Genomic DNA, 13648 nt, shown 5'->3' with positions numbered 1-13648 from the left:
TGCAGCGGGCCGCCGCGGCTTCGTAGAAGAAGGCGCAATCATTTCGGGGGAGACCATGACTATCGATCTCAAGGGGCGCATCGCTCTTGTCACTGGCGCATCGCGCGGCATCGGCTATTTCACGGCGCTGGAGCTGGCCAAGGCGGGCGCGCATGTCATCGCCTGCGCCCGCACTGTGGGCGGTCTTGAGGAGCTGGACGACGCCATCAAAGCCGTCGGCGGCACGGCGACGCTGGTTCCCTTCGATCTCTCCGACATGAAGGCCATCGATGCGCTGGGCGCCAATATCTACGAGCGCTGGGGCAAGCTCGATATTCTCGTTGCCAATGCCGGCGTTCTTGGCGTGATCTCACCGGTCGGCCATATCGAGGCGAAAGTCTTCGAGAGGGTCATGAATATCAATGTCACCGCCACCTGGCGGCTGATTCGCTCGGTCGAACCGCTGCTTCTGAAATCGGATGCCGGCCGCGCGCTGATCCTGTCTTCAGGCGCCGCCCATAGCTGTCGTCCCTTCTGGGGCGTCTACTCCGCCTCCAAGGCCGCCGTGGAAGCGCTGGCCCGCACCTGGGCTGCGGAAACGCAGAAGAGTGCGCTTCGTGTCAACAGCATCAATCCGGGCGCCACGCGCACGGCGATGCGCGCCCAGGCCATGCCGGGCGAAGACCCGGCCACCGTGCCGCATCCGTCAGAGGTTGCCGCCGCCATTCTTCCGCTTGCCTCGCCGGAGCTTACCGAAACCGGCAAGCTCTTTGTCGTGCGGGACAGGAAATTCGTGGACTACCGCCAGCCGGAGTGACTATGTCATGCTTCAGCAGCCGATGCGGTCACCACACATGCTCTTGACCGCACGGCACCGCCGCGCCATAAGCAAGACATGAAAACAACGATCTGCACCTGCTGCTGAATAAATTTTGCTGGTTCGCCGCCGGCCAGATCGTTTTCGTCTCCCCGCAAGGTCCAACAGACAAACGGTCCGGTCAGGACAATTGACTGCCTTTAGGGAACACCCGCATGTCCTTGCGCCTCAAACTCCACAATACCCTGACACGCGAAAAGGCGGAATTTGCGCCAATCGACGCTGATAATGTGCGCATGTATGTCTGCGGCCCGACCGTCTATGATTTCGCCCATATCGGCAATGCGCGCCCGGTCATCGTGTTCGATGTTCTCTACCGGCTGCTGCGTCACGTCTATGGCGAGACCCACGTGACCTATGCCCGCAACATCACCGATCTCGATGACAAGATCAATGCGCGGGCCCTGCGCGACTATCCGCACCTGCCGCTCAACGACGCCATCCATGCGGTGACGAAAAAGACCGCCGACCAGTTCCATGACGATGTGGCCATGCTGGGCTGCCTTCCGCCGACTGTCGAACCACGCGCCACCGATTACATTGCCGAGATGATCGACCTCATCGAAAAACTGATCGCCCGCGGCCACGCCTATACGGCGGGCGGCGAGGTGCTGTTCGACACCCGCTCGATGGCCGATTATGGCCAGCTTTCGAAGCGGCCTCTGGACGAACAGCAGGCGGGCGCACGTGTGGCGGTGGAAGCTCACAAGAAGACACCCGGCGATTTCGTCCTGTGGAAGCTTTCGTCCAATAATGAGCCGGGCTGGGAGAGCCCCTGGGGTCGTGGCCGTCCCGGCTGGCACATCGAATGCTCGGCCATGGCCGGTCGCTACCTCGGCGAGGTCTTCGACATTCACGGCGGCGGGCTCGATCTCATTTTTCCGCACCATGAGAACGAAATCGCGCAATCGCGCTGCGCCCATGGCACGCATGTCATGGCCAATGTGTGGATGCATAATGGTTTCGTGCAGGTGGAAGGCCGCAAGATGTCGAAGTCCGAGGGCAACTTCGTGACCATCTACGAATTGCTGCACACGGAGAAATTTGGCGGCCGGAAATGGCCGGGCGAGGTTCTGCGCCTTGCCATGCTGATGACGCATTACCGCGAGCCGATCGATTTTTCGGTGAAGCGCCTGGAAGAGGCCGAACGCCTGCTTGCCAAATGGCCGGCGGCGGAAACCTCCGATGCTGCGCCGGACGATACCGTGCTCGAAGCGCTCGCCGATGATCTCAACACGGTTGCGGCCGTGCAAGCGCTGCATGCGCTGGCGCACGCCGCCAATGTGGACCCATCCCGGCTGCCTGCCTTTGCCGCCAGCGCTGAACTGCTCGGTGTGCTACCCAAGAAGGCGGAAATGGATGAGGCGATCGTTTCGGCCGTGGATGCGCTGGTGGAGTTGCGGCTTGAAATGCTGAAGGCGAAGAACTTTGCGGAGGCAGATCGTGTTCGCGACGAGCTTTCGGAGAAGGGCATTCAGTTGAAGGATGGCAAGGACAAGGAAACGGGCGAGCGGACGACGACTTGGGAGATTAAGCGGTAGGCTCCGCGTTCGAGGCTTCCCCCCCTCTGCCCTGCCGGGCATCTCCCCCACAGGTGGGGAGATCGACTCGTGGTTAGGCCCCGCATTTCTCTTCGGTCGAAATAGAGTGACGCAGGCGCGTCATGCCGATCTCCCTCCTTGTGGGGGAGATGCCCGGCAGGGCAGAGGGGGGTATCCTCGCCCACCACAATACGCTTGCGATTTTAAGTTCCCTCAACCAATCTAAGGCGAGGCACTAAACGGCGAGCCAAATCATGCCGCATGCAGATGTAGACCCGATGCATCGGAAATACGCGAAGCAGATGCGGAAAGTAATGACGGATGCCGAGCTGAAACTCTGGAACGCCATTCGCGCCCATCGCCTTGAAGGCTTGAGTTTCCGTAGACAAATGCCGATTGCCGGTTTTATCGTCGATTTTGCTTGTTCCGATCATCGACTTATTATCGAGATCGATGGCTCTCAACATACATCCGAGGCAGCATCACACTACGATCGTGAAAGAACCTTGCGGCTTGAAAAAGACGGCTGGACCGTCCTCCGTTTCTGGAACGATGATATCCTGAAAGACATCGACAACGTTTGTCTCCACATTATCCGAACGGTAAAGGAGAACCAACCATGACCACTCATACCGGCGGATGCCAATGCGGCGCGGTCCGTTTTCGCGCCACTGGCGACTTGAAAGACAGTTCCATCTGCCATTGCCGCATGTGCCAGAAGGCTTTTGGAGCCTATTACGCGCCGCTGGTTTCGGTGCGTAACGTGGAATTCGAATGGACGCGCGGCGAGCCGAAACGGTTTCAATCCTCCAGCGTCGTCAAGCGTGGTTTCTGCCCGGAATGCGGCACGCCGCTGACCTATGAGGCACCGGATGGCATAGCGGTCGCAGCTGGCGCGTTTGATGATCCCGCGGCCCTGCCACCGACAATTCAGTGGGGCGTGGAACGCAAGATCGATTTCGTCGACAATCTCCACACCCTGCCCGCCGTTCCGACAGAAGACGACCTGACTTCGGTGGACTATCTCACCAATCTCGTCTCCTATCAGCATCCCGACCATGATACGGCACAATGGCCGCCGGAGAACAGACAATGAGCGAAAGCGGTTTTTCCGGCGGTTGCCAGTGCGGCGCCGTGCGTTTCCATGCGGGCAAGCTCGGCCGGGCCTCCATCTGCCATTGCCGCATGTGCCAGAAACATTTCGGCAATTTCTTTGGCGCGCTGGTCAGCGCCGATCAGGCGCATCTGGTCTGGACACGCGGCCAGCCTGCCCTCTTCCGCTCGTCGCAGAAAATCCATCGCGGTTTCTGCAACAAATGCGGCACACCGCTGACCTATCATTATCCCGGCGGCGTGGAGATCGCCATCGGTGCTTTCGATGAGCCGGAGCGGATCGAGCCGCAGGTGCAGGTCAACATCCACAAGCGTATGCCGTGGATCGAGCAGCTGTTTTCCAAACCAGCCGTAGAACAGGGCGTGGACGAGGCGGAGATCAATTCCTATCAGCACCCGGATCACGACACGCAGGTCTGGCCGCCGGAAGACGACCGCTGATGGGCGAGCTGAAGGGCTTTTCCGGCGGATGCCAGTGCGGCGCAGTGCGTTACCGGATCGAGGGCGGGTTGCGTTATCCGCATCTGTGTCATTGCCGCATGTGCCAGAAGGCGTCGGGCAATTATTTCATGCCACTTGCGGCCGGTGCCCTTGATGTCTTTGAGATGACCCGCGGCGAGGCATCATGGTTCCAGTCGTCCGACCATGTGCGCCGCGGTTTTTGCGGCCGCTGCGGCACGCCGCTCTTTTACGACATGCCGGGGGCCGATTTCATCAATATTTCCCTTGGTTCGCTGGACGAGCCAGAGCGGATAAAGCCGGAGGCGCAGTCCAATCTTGCCAGCAAGATGCACTGGTTTTCCGAACTTGATGCCTTGCCGGTCGAGCCGGAACCTGCAACGGATGATGCGCCCGCGCCGGTGAACAGCCGGCAGCACCCGGACCATGACACGGCCAAGTGGCCACCAGAGGACAGTAATCCATGACCGAAAAATTGCGCGGCTTTTACCCCGAGATCGAACCTTTCGAGACCGGTATGCTCGATGTCGGCGATGGACATGTGATCTATTGGGAACGGGTGGGCACACGCGGCGCGAAACCGGCGGTTTTCCTGCATGGTGGGCCGGGCGGCGGCGTGAACCCAACGCATCGCCGGGTTTTCGATCCAGCACTTTACGATGTCATCCTGTTCGATCAGCGCGGCTGCGGTCGTTCCACGCCGCATGCGGAACTGGAGGCCAACACCACCTGGCATCTGGTTGCCGACATTGAAAGGCTGCGCGAGCTTTGCGGCTTTGAAAAATGGTTGGTTTTCGGCGGCTCCTGGGGTTCGACGCTGGCACTCGCTTATGCCGAGACCCATCCTACCCGCGTCAGCGAACTCGTCCTGCGCGGTATCTACACCGTTACCCGGCCGGAACTGGACTGGTACTACCAGTTCGGCGTCTCGGAAATGTATCCGGACCAGTGGGAAAAATTCATCGCGCCCATCCCGGAAGCGGAGCGTGGCGAAATGATGCAGGCCTATAATCGCTATCTCACCGGCGCTGACGAAGCAAAGAAGCTGGAATGCGCCAAGGCATGGAGCCAGTGGGAAGGCGCGACCATCGCGCTCGTCACCGATCCTGACCGCGTCGAGGATTTCGGCGAGGATAAATATGCCATCGCTTTCGCTCGCATCGAGAACCATTTCTTCGTGAATGGCGGCTGGCTGGAAGAAGAGCAACTGCTGCGCAACGCCGGCAAGCTCAGGGATATTATCGGCGTCATCGTGCATGGGCGCTACGACATGCCCTGCCCGCTGAAATATGCCTGGCAGCTGGCCAAGGCCTGGCCGAAGGCGGATTTCCACATTATCGAGGCTGCTGGACATGCGATGAGTGAGCCCGGCATTCTTGACCAGCTGATCCGCGCCACTGATCGCTTTGCCGGGAAATAAGCGTCTTTTCAGCGACTTGTAATGGCCGGATGAGACAGTGATTCATCTGGATGCCTATGTGGCTCCACGCGGGATTTCCCGCCTGGAGCACCCGGACGGTCAACATGGAAGCTTATTTCAAGAGCAAAGCGCCTGTTATTCATGCAGTTTTTCTCATGAACCCTTCACGGAAATGAATTGGCCGCTATTGTGGCGATCCGCTATAAAACGCCATCCGAACAATTGGCGGTATTCCCCATGGCACTCGACAAATCGCTCCCGGCCCAAGAGGGCGGCGACAGCGCGCGCGGTTTTGCTTTCGCGCTCTCCGCATATCTGTTGTGGGGCTTCCTCCCCATTTACATGAAGGCGGTTGCGCATATCTCGCCAATCGAGGTCATCGTGCATCGCGTCATCTGGTCGGTGCCGATCGCGGCAGCGGTGCTCATCGCACTCGGGCGGACGGCGGAAATCAGAACAGCACTGAAAAACCCGAAGATGCTGGCCATGGCAAGCCTGACGGCCGCCCTCATCAGCATCAACTGGGGTATCTATATCTGGGCGATCGGCGCGGGCCGTGCATTGGATGCGGCACTCGGCTATTTCATCAATCCACTGTTCAGCATCTTCCTCGGCGCCGTTCTCCTGAAGGAGAAACTCTATCCGGCGCAGATCGCCGCCATTGGCCTCGTCGCGCTCGCCGTTGCCATCCTCACCTGGCATGCGGGCAGCCTGCCATGGGTGTCCATCGCGCTTACCGTCTCCTGGGGTTTTTACGCCTTCTTCCGCAAGACATTACCGATTGGCGCGACGCAGGGCTTCCTGCTGGAAGTCATGCTGCTGTCCATTCCCGCCGTGCTGGTCATGATCTGGCTTGCCTTCAGCGGACAGGCGCATTTCATGGGCGGTAATTCCACCGACACCTGGCTTCTGGCGGCAAGCGGCGTGATCACCGCCGTGCCCCTCATTCTCTATGGCAACGGCGCCAAGCTGCTGCGGCTGTCGACCATCGGCATCATGCAATATATCGCGCCGACGATGATCTTCCTCATCGCCATCTTCATCTTCAAGGAACCCTTCGACACGGTGCGGATGGTAGCCTTTGCGATGATCTGGGTGGCGCTGGCGATCTACACCGGCTCCAGCCTGATGCGGCTCAAGAAGTAGGCCGCACACTCTAAAGGCGGGAAATCACCGAAGGATCGCCTTCCGGGTTCTGCTGCGCCAGCGCCCGGTCGATGATGGCGGGCACGATGTCCTTCACCTCGTCGATGATGAGCGGGTTCAGAAGATGCGCGCGATGGATGAACCCCTGGTCGCGCATATGCTGTACCAGCTCCAGCATGGGGTTCCAGAAGCCGTTGATATTGGCAAAGACCATCGGTTTGGCGTGACGGCCAAGCTGCGCCCAGGTCATGATCTCGACGATCTCTTCCAGTGTGCCGACACCGCCCGGCAGGGTCACGAAGGCATCCGAGCGCTCAAACATCATATGTTTGCGCTCATGCATGTCCTTGGTGATGACAAGCTCGTTCAATTGTCCGAGAGAATGGCGTGTTGCCTCCATATCGACGAGAAATTCCGGTATGATGCCCGTTACTTCGCCGCCATTGGAAAGAACGCCACTGGCAACCGCACCCATGATGCCCTTGGTGCCGCCGCCATAAACGAGGCGGATGCCGTTTTCGGCGATGGATTTCCCAAGCGCACGGCCTGCTTCCATATGGGCTGGATCACGTCCGGGCTGGGAGCCGCAATAAACGCAGATGGATCGAATCGCTGTATTTTTGTCCGTCATTGAGGGAAGGAACTATGCGGGATGCTGCACGTCAAGAAAATTTGGGAAATCCCTTGCAAATATGACCTTTTGGCCACACGCCGCTTGTCTGGGAGAAGGTAAGACGCTAGCAATCTCAACTCATGTTCATAGCTTGGAATACCCGGAGCACACAGGATGAAAAATAACAAAGCCGGTTTGCTGGCGCTGATCGTGCTGGGCATTGCGTCCCTGCTCATGATCTTTTTCGTCCTGCCGCGGATTTCCAATGACGGTAAACCGATTGGCGACGCCATCAACGAGGCGGGCAACGCGGTGAAGAACAGCGTTGAAATGGGCGCCGACAAGGCGGGCGACATCCTTTCCGACGCGGCTGAGGAAACAGCCAACATCGCCGACAAGGTGGGCCGCCGGGCGGCGTCCGCAACCCAGTCGATCAAGGACATGGCCTCGCTTTTCGCCGACAACAAGGTCCCCTCCGACGCCGATTTCGCAGCAGCCCGCAAGAATGTCGAGGCTTCGCTGAAGGAACTGACCAATATCGATATTCCCGAGTCGCTGGACGAAACGACGTCGCGGCTCATCACCACGGCGCGCGCTGCGGCCGAACGTACCACCGCCTTCCTGCGCGGCCTGCCTGACAGTGCCGCAGCGGCAGCGGAGCAGGTGCGCCGACTGGCAGGCGTGTTTGCCGGCACCGACGACGGTGCGCCGAGACCCGCTCAGCCGGTTGCGCCCTCAGCGCCCACGCAGACACGGGCTCCGGCACAGGCTCCAGCTGGCGCCAGCGCTGCACAGGCCACCCCAGGTGCGCCAACTTTCGACGTGTTGCGGGTGGAGCCTGATGGATCGGCCGTGATTGCAGGCAAGGCACAGCCCGGCGGGAAACTCGAGATTTTGAGCAATGGCAAGGTCGTCGCCGAGACGAAGATCGATGGAAGCGGCGATTTCGCTGCGGTCTTCGACAATCCCCTGCCGCCCGGAGACCACCAGCTGGTGTTGCGCTCCACTGATGCCAACGGCAAGGCAACGCAGTCCGAAGAAGTGGCAACCGTCTCCGTGCCGCAAAACAAATCCGGCGAACTTCTGGCCATGGTGTCCAAGCCCGGCGAGGCAAGTCGCGTGCTGGCCATGCCGGACGCTGCTCCGGCGCCGCTCCAGCCGCAGGCCACGGTCGCTCAACAGCCGGCAGCTACGCCCGAGCAGACCGCAAATGCCGCTTCCACCCCGGTTGCAGGCAGCGCACCTTCGGCGGCTGCACCGCTGACCGCGAGCGTGCAGGTCACCGCCGTTGAATTTGAAGGATCGAAGATTTTTGTGGCCGGTTCCGCGCCCGCGGGTTCGGCAGTTCGAGCGCTCGTCGACGAGACGGAGATCGGCAAGACCACGACGGAAACCTCCGGGCATTTCGTCATCGAAGGCAATGTCGACCTGGCCGTCGGCAGCCATATCATCACCGTCGAAGAGTTGAATGCGGATGGCACCGCCAAGGTGCGCGTGCGCGTTCCCTTCGAGCGGCCGCAGACCGATCAGGCAACCGTCGCCATGCAGGCGCCATCGGCCTCATCTTCCGCCAGCACGACCGCGGCGCCGGCCGAAAACCAGAGCACGGCGAGCGACCGCGCCGCGTTTGAAAAGCTGCGCACCGATGTCGCCAAGGCATTCGGCATCCTGTCCAATCTCTACAAGGACCAGGCAACGCCAGCGCTCGATCAGGCCATTGCCGGTCGCTCCGCTGTGGTGATCGCGCTGAAATCGCTCTCGGAGTTCCGCACTGCCGCCGCAACCGAGCCTGCCTTCACCGCTTTTGCCGGTGATATCACGGCCAAGGCACGCCAGCTGCTTGCGACGGTTGAAGCCTGGCCGAACGATGTGGCGGCCATCGGCAAGGGCATCGCCTCGCTTGCAAGCCGTCTCGCCGAACTCCACATCATCGCTCCGCCCGCCCCCGCGCCGCAGGCCCCTGCCGGCCCGCAGACCTTCGAGCAGGCGCCGCTTGCCGAAAGCCAGAACAGCGTCATCATCCGCCGCGGTGACACGTTGTGGCAGATTTCGCGCCGCGTTTACGGTCAGGGCGTGCGTTACACCACGATCTACCTCGCCAATGAGGACCAGATCAAAAACCCCGACCTGATCGAACCCGGCCAGATTTTCGGCGTGCCGAAAGAAGCCCTGCCGAATGCCGAGGAACTCCACCGCAAGCGGCTGAAGAGCGGCTCCTGACGATCTGAAGACGTTGCGGTGAACCCGCAACAACCCTATCTGTGACACGCGCGGCGGCTTGACCAAAGCCGCCGTCCTGCTGTCGGCTTCCGGCAGTGCCCGGAGAGAATGATGGCAACGAAGAAAAAAACCATTTCGGCGGATTCCAGCAATCCGACCCAGACCCTGATCAATCTCTGGCCCTATATGTGGCCGGAGGGCCGGTGGGACCTGAAGATGCGGGTGATCTGGGCAACCGTGTTCCTTGTTGTCGCCAAGCTGGTTTTGATCGCCGTTCCCTATTTCTTCAAATGGGCGACGGATGCGCTTAACGGTAAGCTCGATATGGCCGGCCTGGTTCCGGCCTTCCTGCTCGGCGCGGTGGCGCTGGTCATCGCCTATAATCTGACACGGCTGATCCAGGTCGGTCTCAATCAGCTTCGCGATTCGCTGTTTGCCAGCGTCGGACAGCATGCGGTGCGCCAGCTCGCTTATCGCACCTTCGTGCACATGCACCGGCTTTCCCTGCGGTTCCATCTGGAACGCAAGACCGGCGGGCTTTCGCGGGTGATCGAGCGCGGCACCAAGGGCATCGAAACCATTGTCCGCTTCACCATTCTCAACACCGCACCGACCTTCATCGAATTCCTGCTGACGGCCATCATCTTCTGGGCGTCCTACGGCTTTTCTTACGTGCTCGTCACCGTCATCACCGTCTGGGCCTATATCTGGTTCACGGTCAGGGCCAGCAACTGGCGCATCGGCATTCGCCGCGCCATGAATGACAGCGATACCGACGCCAATACCAAGGCGATCGACTCACTGCTCAACTTCGAGACCGTCAAATATTTCGGCAATGAGGAGATGGAGGCCAAGCGCTTCGACATTGCCATGGAGCGCTACGAAAAATCGGCGATCTCCATCTGGACCTCGCTCGGCTGGCTGAACTTCGGCCAGGGCGTGATCTTCGGCATCGGCTCGACGATCATGATGGTGATGTCGGCGCTGGCCGTGCAGCGTGGCGAACAGACCATCGGCGATTTCGTCTTCGTCAATGCGCTGCTGCTGCAGCTTTCGGTGCCGCTCAATTTCATCGGCTTCGTTTATCGCGAAATCCGCCAGGGGCTGACCGATATCGAGCAGATGTTCGATCTTCTGGAGGTGGAAGCCGAAGTGACGGATGCGCCGGATGCAAAGCCGCTTTCGGCCGGCCCCGGCGCCATCTCCTTCCGCGACGTGCATTTTGCCTATGACCCTGAAAGACCGATCCTGAAGGGTGTTTCCTTCGCCGTGCCGGCTGGCAAGACGGTGGCGATCGTCGGTCCATCTGGTGCGGGAAAATCGACGATCTCGCGGCTTCTTTATCGTTTCTACGATATTCAGGAGGGTACAATTACAGTCGACGGGCAGGATATTCGCGACGTAACGCAAAAGAGCCTGCGTTCGGTAATCGGCATGGTTCCGCAGGATACGGTGCTATTTAACGACACGCTGGCCTACAACATCCGTTATGGCCGCCCGTCGGCAACGCAGGAAGAGGTCATGGCGGCAGCGGATGCGGCGCAGATCAGCGCCTTCATCGGCAAGCTGCCGGAGGGTTACGCCACCATGGTCGGCGAACGCGGCTTGAAACTGTCTGGCGGTGAAAAGCAGCGTGTGGCGATCGCCCGGACCATCCTCAAGGGGCCGCCGATCCTGATCCTCGACGAGGCGACGTCGGCGCTCGATACGCACACGGAACAGGAAATTCAGAGCGCCCTCGACATCGTCTCGAAAAACCGCACCACGCTGGTCATCGCGCACCGCCTTTCCACGGTCATCCATGCGGACGAAATCATCGTGCTGAAGGAAGGCCTGATCGCCGAGCGGGGAACACACGCCTCGCTGATGGCGCAAAACGGCCTCTACGCCTCGATGTGGAGCCGCCAGCGCGAGGCGATCCGGGCGGAAGAGATGCTGCGCCATGTTCGCGAAAGCGACGATCTTGGCGTCGTGGACCGCGGTGAACCGGCGCATTGACGGCATAAACTCGGCATAACTCCGGGGGAACCGGAGTGGGAGCCCTGCCGGGCCATTGCCGGGCGGGGCGTTTGGCTGTAACCAGCAAGACGAAGTTTGTCGCATGCCCGTATGGATCGTGTCGTATGAAGACCACATATGGAGGCGCAGACAAAAACCGGAGCAAGGAACCATATGAATCTGTTCGACACCATTCGCAACACCATCGTACCGATCCACAAGGAAGGTTATGTCTTCGTGGCGGCCTTCTTCGTCGCATCGCTGGTGCTCGGCTGGATCGCCGAACCGCTCTTCTGGGTCGGTCTCGTGCTGACGGCCTGGTGCGCCTATTTCTTCCGTGACCCGGAGCGTGTGACGCCGCAGGATGACGACCTCATCATCAGCCCCGCCGATGGCAAGGTTTCCGCCGTGCAGAGCGTCATTCCGCCGCTTGAACTGGAACTCGGCAAGGAGCCGATGGTGCGCATTTCGGTGTTCATGAACGTGTTCAACTGCCATGTGAACCGCGCTCCCGTCCGTGGCCGCATCGTCAATGTCGCTTACCGTCCCGGCCTCTTCCTGAACGCCGAAGTCGACAAGGCTTCCGAAGACAATGAACGCAACGGTCTCGTCATCGAGACCTCGCATGGCAAGGTCGGCGTGGTACAGATCGCCGGCATGGTCGCCCGCCGCATCGTCTGCTGGGTGAAACCGAATGAACCTGTCGATGCCGGTGAGCGTTTCGGCCTTATCCGTTTCGGTTCGCGCCTCGATATCTTCCTTCCAGCTGGTTTCGAGCCGCGTGTATCGGTCGGCCAGACGGCGATTGCCGGTGAAACCGTGCTTGCCGAATTCGGCTCGGCCAAGGGTCCGGTCCTTAGCCGCCGCGGCTAAGGACAAACAGGAAGGGCATGCGCATGGAAACGCCGGCAGCAGAGTCACAGCAGAACGGAAAACATGAGGGTCGCAAAGATAGCGGCCGTGGGCCGCGCTTGAGGGAAATTCCCTTTCGGCTCCTGGTGCCCAATCTCATCACCGTTCTGGCCATCTGCGCCGGCCTGAGTGGCGTGCGCCTTGCCATAGAAGGCCGCTTCGAGCTGGCCGTTGGCATGGTGTTGCTCGCCGCCTTCCTCGACGGTATCGACGGGCGCGTTGCCCGCATGATGAAGGCGACCTCCAAATTCGGCGAACAGATGGATAGCCTGGCCGACATCGTCAATTTTGGTGTCGCCCCTGCCCTCGTCGTCTATATCTATCTGCTCGATCAGGTCCGCTCGATCGGCTGGATCGCCGGCCTCATCTATGTCATTGCCGCCGGCCTGCGCCTGGCGCGCTTCAATGTCATGATCGAGCGCCCGGTGAAGGCTCCCTGGCAGAATGAATTTTTCGTCGGCGTGCCGGCGCCGATGGGCGCCATGCTGGTGCTGCTGCCGGTTTATCTTGGCTTCCTTGGCGTGGAGCCGGACAAGCCTTTCGCTTATGTCGCTGCCGCCTATACCGTGCTGATCGGTTATCTTCTCATCAGCCGCCTGCCGATCTGGTCGGGAAAATCCGGAACCAGCCGCATTCGCCGCGATCTGGTGCTGCCGATGATCCTCGTCGTCGTGCTCTATGTGGCGATGCTGATGAGCTTCACCTGGGAAGTTCTTGTTCTGACGGTTGCCGCCTATCTCGTCTTTATTCCCATCAGCGCCCGTCTCTGGCACCGCCGCTACGGCACGCTGACCATCGAGGAAGACGCGCATGACGACGCCAATGGCGGCAACGGCCTCGATCGCAGCATTTGAAACCACAGGTTTATTTTTTCCGCATTGGCCAGTGCGGGATGTGACACAAAATGTCGCAGCCCGAAAAACCGGCTTCGCAACTTTCGCCTCGAATCCGTCAAGATTAGCCTCGAAAGAAGGGCCTCAGACGCATCGCAAAGGCGATTGGCGTGAATTGTGGAGAGAGAAAATGACGAACGAGACGAAGGCACAGCCGCAGGCGAAGCCTGACCTCAAGAGCCACTACCGCCCGCTCGGACTGAAGGCCGTTGCTGCCGCAGCCCTGATGCTGAAGCGTAAGCCCGCCGCCAAAACCGCCTGAAAACATTCACTTTTCTGATGTCAGCGGATATTGGGGATTTTCCGAAAGACGGAAAAATACTGACGGAAAATCAACAATCACGCGGCGCCTTTTGCAGGCGCCGTTTTTGTTTTTCGCGCGCCGCGATGTAGCAGATCGTAAACCATTCATAGAATTGGCAGAATTCTGTAACGAAGCCGCAACGAAACTGCAGTAGAAAGCTCGGCTTCGACAAG

General features: G+C 60.0%; 14 protein-coding genes. 13 read left to right on the top strand and 1 reads right to left on the bottom strand.

The features are described 5' to 3' along the window. Positions 1-55 precede the first annotated feature (55 nt). From ACFVTJ_RS08350 to rarD, 8 genes are all read left to right on the top strand, one after another. On the top strand, positions 56-796 hold the full coding sequence (locus ACFVTJ_RS08350; RefSeq protein ID WP_386906299.1) for an SDR family NAD(P)-dependent oxidoreductase: 741 nt from the start codon (positions 56-58) through the stop codon (positions 794-796). Positions 797-1011: 215 nt separating this feature from the next. After that, positions 1012-2397 (top strand): cysteine--tRNA ligase, encoded by a 1386-nt coding sequence (gene cysS / locus ACFVTJ_RS08345; protein WP_386906297.1) that lies wholly within the window; start codon positions 1012-1014, stop codon positions 2395-2397. Positions 2398-2651: 254 nt separating this feature from the next. Then, positions 2652-3020, top strand: coding sequence for an endonuclease domain-containing protein (locus tag ACFVTJ_RS08340; RefSeq protein WP_386906295.1), 369 nt, complete (start codon positions 2652-2654; stop codon positions 3018-3020). Then, positions 3017-3493, top strand: coding sequence for a GFA family protein (locus ACFVTJ_RS08335; protein ID WP_386906293.1), 477 nt, complete (start codon positions 3017-3019; stop codon positions 3491-3493). The genes ACFVTJ_RS08340 and ACFVTJ_RS08335 overlap by 4 nt, the downstream gene beginning before the upstream one ends. Next, positions 3490-3951: a GFA family protein gene (locus ACFVTJ_RS08330; protein WP_386906291.1), complete on the top strand. Its 462-nt coding sequence runs from the start codon at positions 3490-3492 to the stop codon at positions 3949-3951. The genes ACFVTJ_RS08335 and ACFVTJ_RS08330 overlap by 4 nt, the downstream gene beginning before the upstream one ends. Next, positions 3951-4436 (top strand): GFA family protein, encoded by a 486-nt coding sequence (locus tag ACFVTJ_RS08325; protein WP_386906289.1) that lies wholly within the window; start codon positions 3951-3953, stop codon positions 4434-4436. The genes ACFVTJ_RS08330 and ACFVTJ_RS08325 overlap by 1 nt, the downstream gene beginning before the upstream one ends. Beyond that, positions 4433-5389, top strand: a complete 957-nt coding sequence (pip, locus tag ACFVTJ_RS08320) for a prolyl aminopeptidase (RefSeq protein WP_386906287.1) — start codon at positions 4433-4435, stop codon at positions 5387-5389. Before ACFVTJ_RS08325 ends, pip begins: the two co-directional genes overlap by 4 nt. A 237-nt stretch (positions 5390-5626) precedes the next feature. Further along, entirely contained in the window at positions 5627-6535 is a 909-nt protein-coding gene (gene rarD, locus ACFVTJ_RS08315; RefSeq protein WP_386906285.1) for an EamA family transporter RarD, read from the top strand. 10 nt (positions 6536-6545) lie between these two features. Here the strand turns inward: rarD and ACFVTJ_RS08310 are convergent, their stop codons facing one another. Further along, complete coding sequence (locus ACFVTJ_RS08310) at positions 6546-7166, bottom strand: TIGR00730 family Rossman fold protein (RefSeq protein ID WP_006700139.1); 621 nt, start codon at positions 7164-7166, stop codon at positions 6546-6548. Positions 7167-7322: 156 nt separating this feature from the next. On the opposite strand from ACFVTJ_RS08310, the gene ACFVTJ_RS08305 reads away from it, so the two are divergent. From ACFVTJ_RS08305 to ACFVTJ_RS08285, 5 genes are all read left to right on the top strand, one after another. Next, on the top strand, positions 7323-9368 hold the full coding sequence (locus tag ACFVTJ_RS08305) for a LysM peptidoglycan-binding domain-containing protein (RefSeq protein WP_386906283.1): 2046 nt from the start codon (positions 7323-7325) through the stop codon (positions 9366-9368). Positions 9369-9479: 111 nt separating this feature from the next. Further along, the gene (locus tag ACFVTJ_RS08300) at positions 9480-11366 is read left to right on the top strand and encodes an ABCB family ABC transporter ATP-binding protein/permease (RefSeq protein ID WP_386906281.1); all 1887 of its coding nucleotides are present in this window, start codon (positions 9480-9482) and stop codon (positions 11364-11366) included. A 174-nt stretch (positions 11367-11540) separates the two neighbouring features. Further along, the gene (locus tag ACFVTJ_RS08295) at positions 11541-12239 is read left to right on the top strand and encodes a phosphatidylserine decarboxylase (protein ID WP_174008123.1); all 699 of its coding nucleotides are present in this window, start codon (positions 11541-11543) and stop codon (positions 12237-12239) included. Positions 12240-12262: 23 nt separating this feature from the next. Beyond that, positions 12263-13132, top strand: coding sequence for a CDP-diacylglycerol--serine O-phosphatidyltransferase (pssA, locus tag ACFVTJ_RS08290; protein WP_386906279.1), 870 nt, complete (start codon positions 12263-12265; stop codon positions 13130-13132). Between the two features lie 169 nt (positions 13133-13301). Then, the gene (locus ACFVTJ_RS08285; protein WP_004440985.1) at positions 13302-13433 is read left to right on the top strand and encodes a hypothetical protein; all 132 of its coding nucleotides are present in this window, start codon (positions 13302-13304) and stop codon (positions 13431-13433) included. Positions 13434-13648 lie beyond the last annotated feature (215 nt).

The sequence above is a fragment of the Agrobacterium sp. NPDC058088 genome, assembly GCF_042885035.1.
In the GTDB taxonomy this organism is placed as follows: domain Bacteria; phylum Pseudomonadota; class Alphaproteobacteria; order Rhizobiales; family Rhizobiaceae; genus Agrobacterium.
The sequence above is the reverse complement of the archived record's forward strand: the minus strand, read 5'-3'. Positions and strand labels throughout refer to the sequence as shown.

What these genes read in the sequence shown, in the direction of transcription:
- ACFVTJ_RS08350 (WP_386906299.1), top strand. Translation starts at nt 56, where the DNA reads ATGACTATCGATCTCAAGGGGCGCATCGCTCTTGTCACTGGCGCATCG.
- cysS (WP_386906297.1), top strand. Translation starts at nt 1,012, where the DNA reads ATGTCCTTGCGCCTCAAACTCCACAATACCCTGACACGCGAAAAGGCG.
- ACFVTJ_RS08340 (WP_386906295.1), top strand. Translation starts at nt 2,652, where the DNA reads ATGCCGCATGCAGATGTAGACCCGATGCATCGGAAATACGCGAAGCAG.
- ACFVTJ_RS08335 (WP_386906293.1), top strand. Translation starts at nt 3,017, where the DNA reads ATGACCACTCATACCGGCGGATGCCAATGCGGCGCGGTCCGTTTTCGC.
- ACFVTJ_RS08330 (WP_386906291.1), top strand. Translation starts at nt 3,490, where the DNA reads ATGAGCGAAAGCGGTTTTTCCGGCGGTTGCCAGTGCGGCGCCGTGCGT.
- ACFVTJ_RS08325 (WP_386906289.1), top strand. Translation starts at nt 3,951, where the DNA reads ATGGGCGAGCTGAAGGGCTTTTCCGGCGGATGCCAGTGCGGCGCAGTG.
- pip (WP_386906287.1), top strand. Translation starts at nt 4,433, where the DNA reads ATGACCGAAAAATTGCGCGGCTTTTACCCCGAGATCGAACCTTTCGAG.
- rarD (WP_386906285.1), top strand. Translation starts at nt 5,627, where the DNA reads ATGGCACTCGACAAATCGCTCCCGGCCCAAGAGGGCGGCGACAGCGCG.
- ACFVTJ_RS08310 (WP_006700139.1), bottom strand. Translation starts at nt 7,166, where the DNA reads ATGACGGACAAAAATACAGCGATTCGATCCATCTGCGTTTATTGCGGC.
- ACFVTJ_RS08305 (WP_386906283.1), top strand. Translation starts at nt 7,323, where the DNA reads ATGAAAAATAACAAAGCCGGTTTGCTGGCGCTGATCGTGCTGGGCATT.
- ACFVTJ_RS08300 (WP_386906281.1), top strand. Translation starts at nt 9,480, where the DNA reads ATGGCAACGAAGAAAAAAACCATTTCGGCGGATTCCAGCAATCCGACC.
- ACFVTJ_RS08295 (WP_174008123.1), top strand. Translation starts at nt 11,541, where the DNA reads ATGAATCTGTTCGACACCATTCGCAACACCATCGTACCGATCCACAAG.
- pssA (WP_386906279.1), top strand. Translation starts at nt 12,263, where the DNA reads ATGGAAACGCCGGCAGCAGAGTCACAGCAGAACGGAAAACATGAGGGT.
- ACFVTJ_RS08285 (WP_004440985.1), top strand. Translation starts at nt 13,302, where the DNA reads ATGACGAACGAGACGAAGGCACAGCCGCAGGCGAAGCCTGACCTCAAG.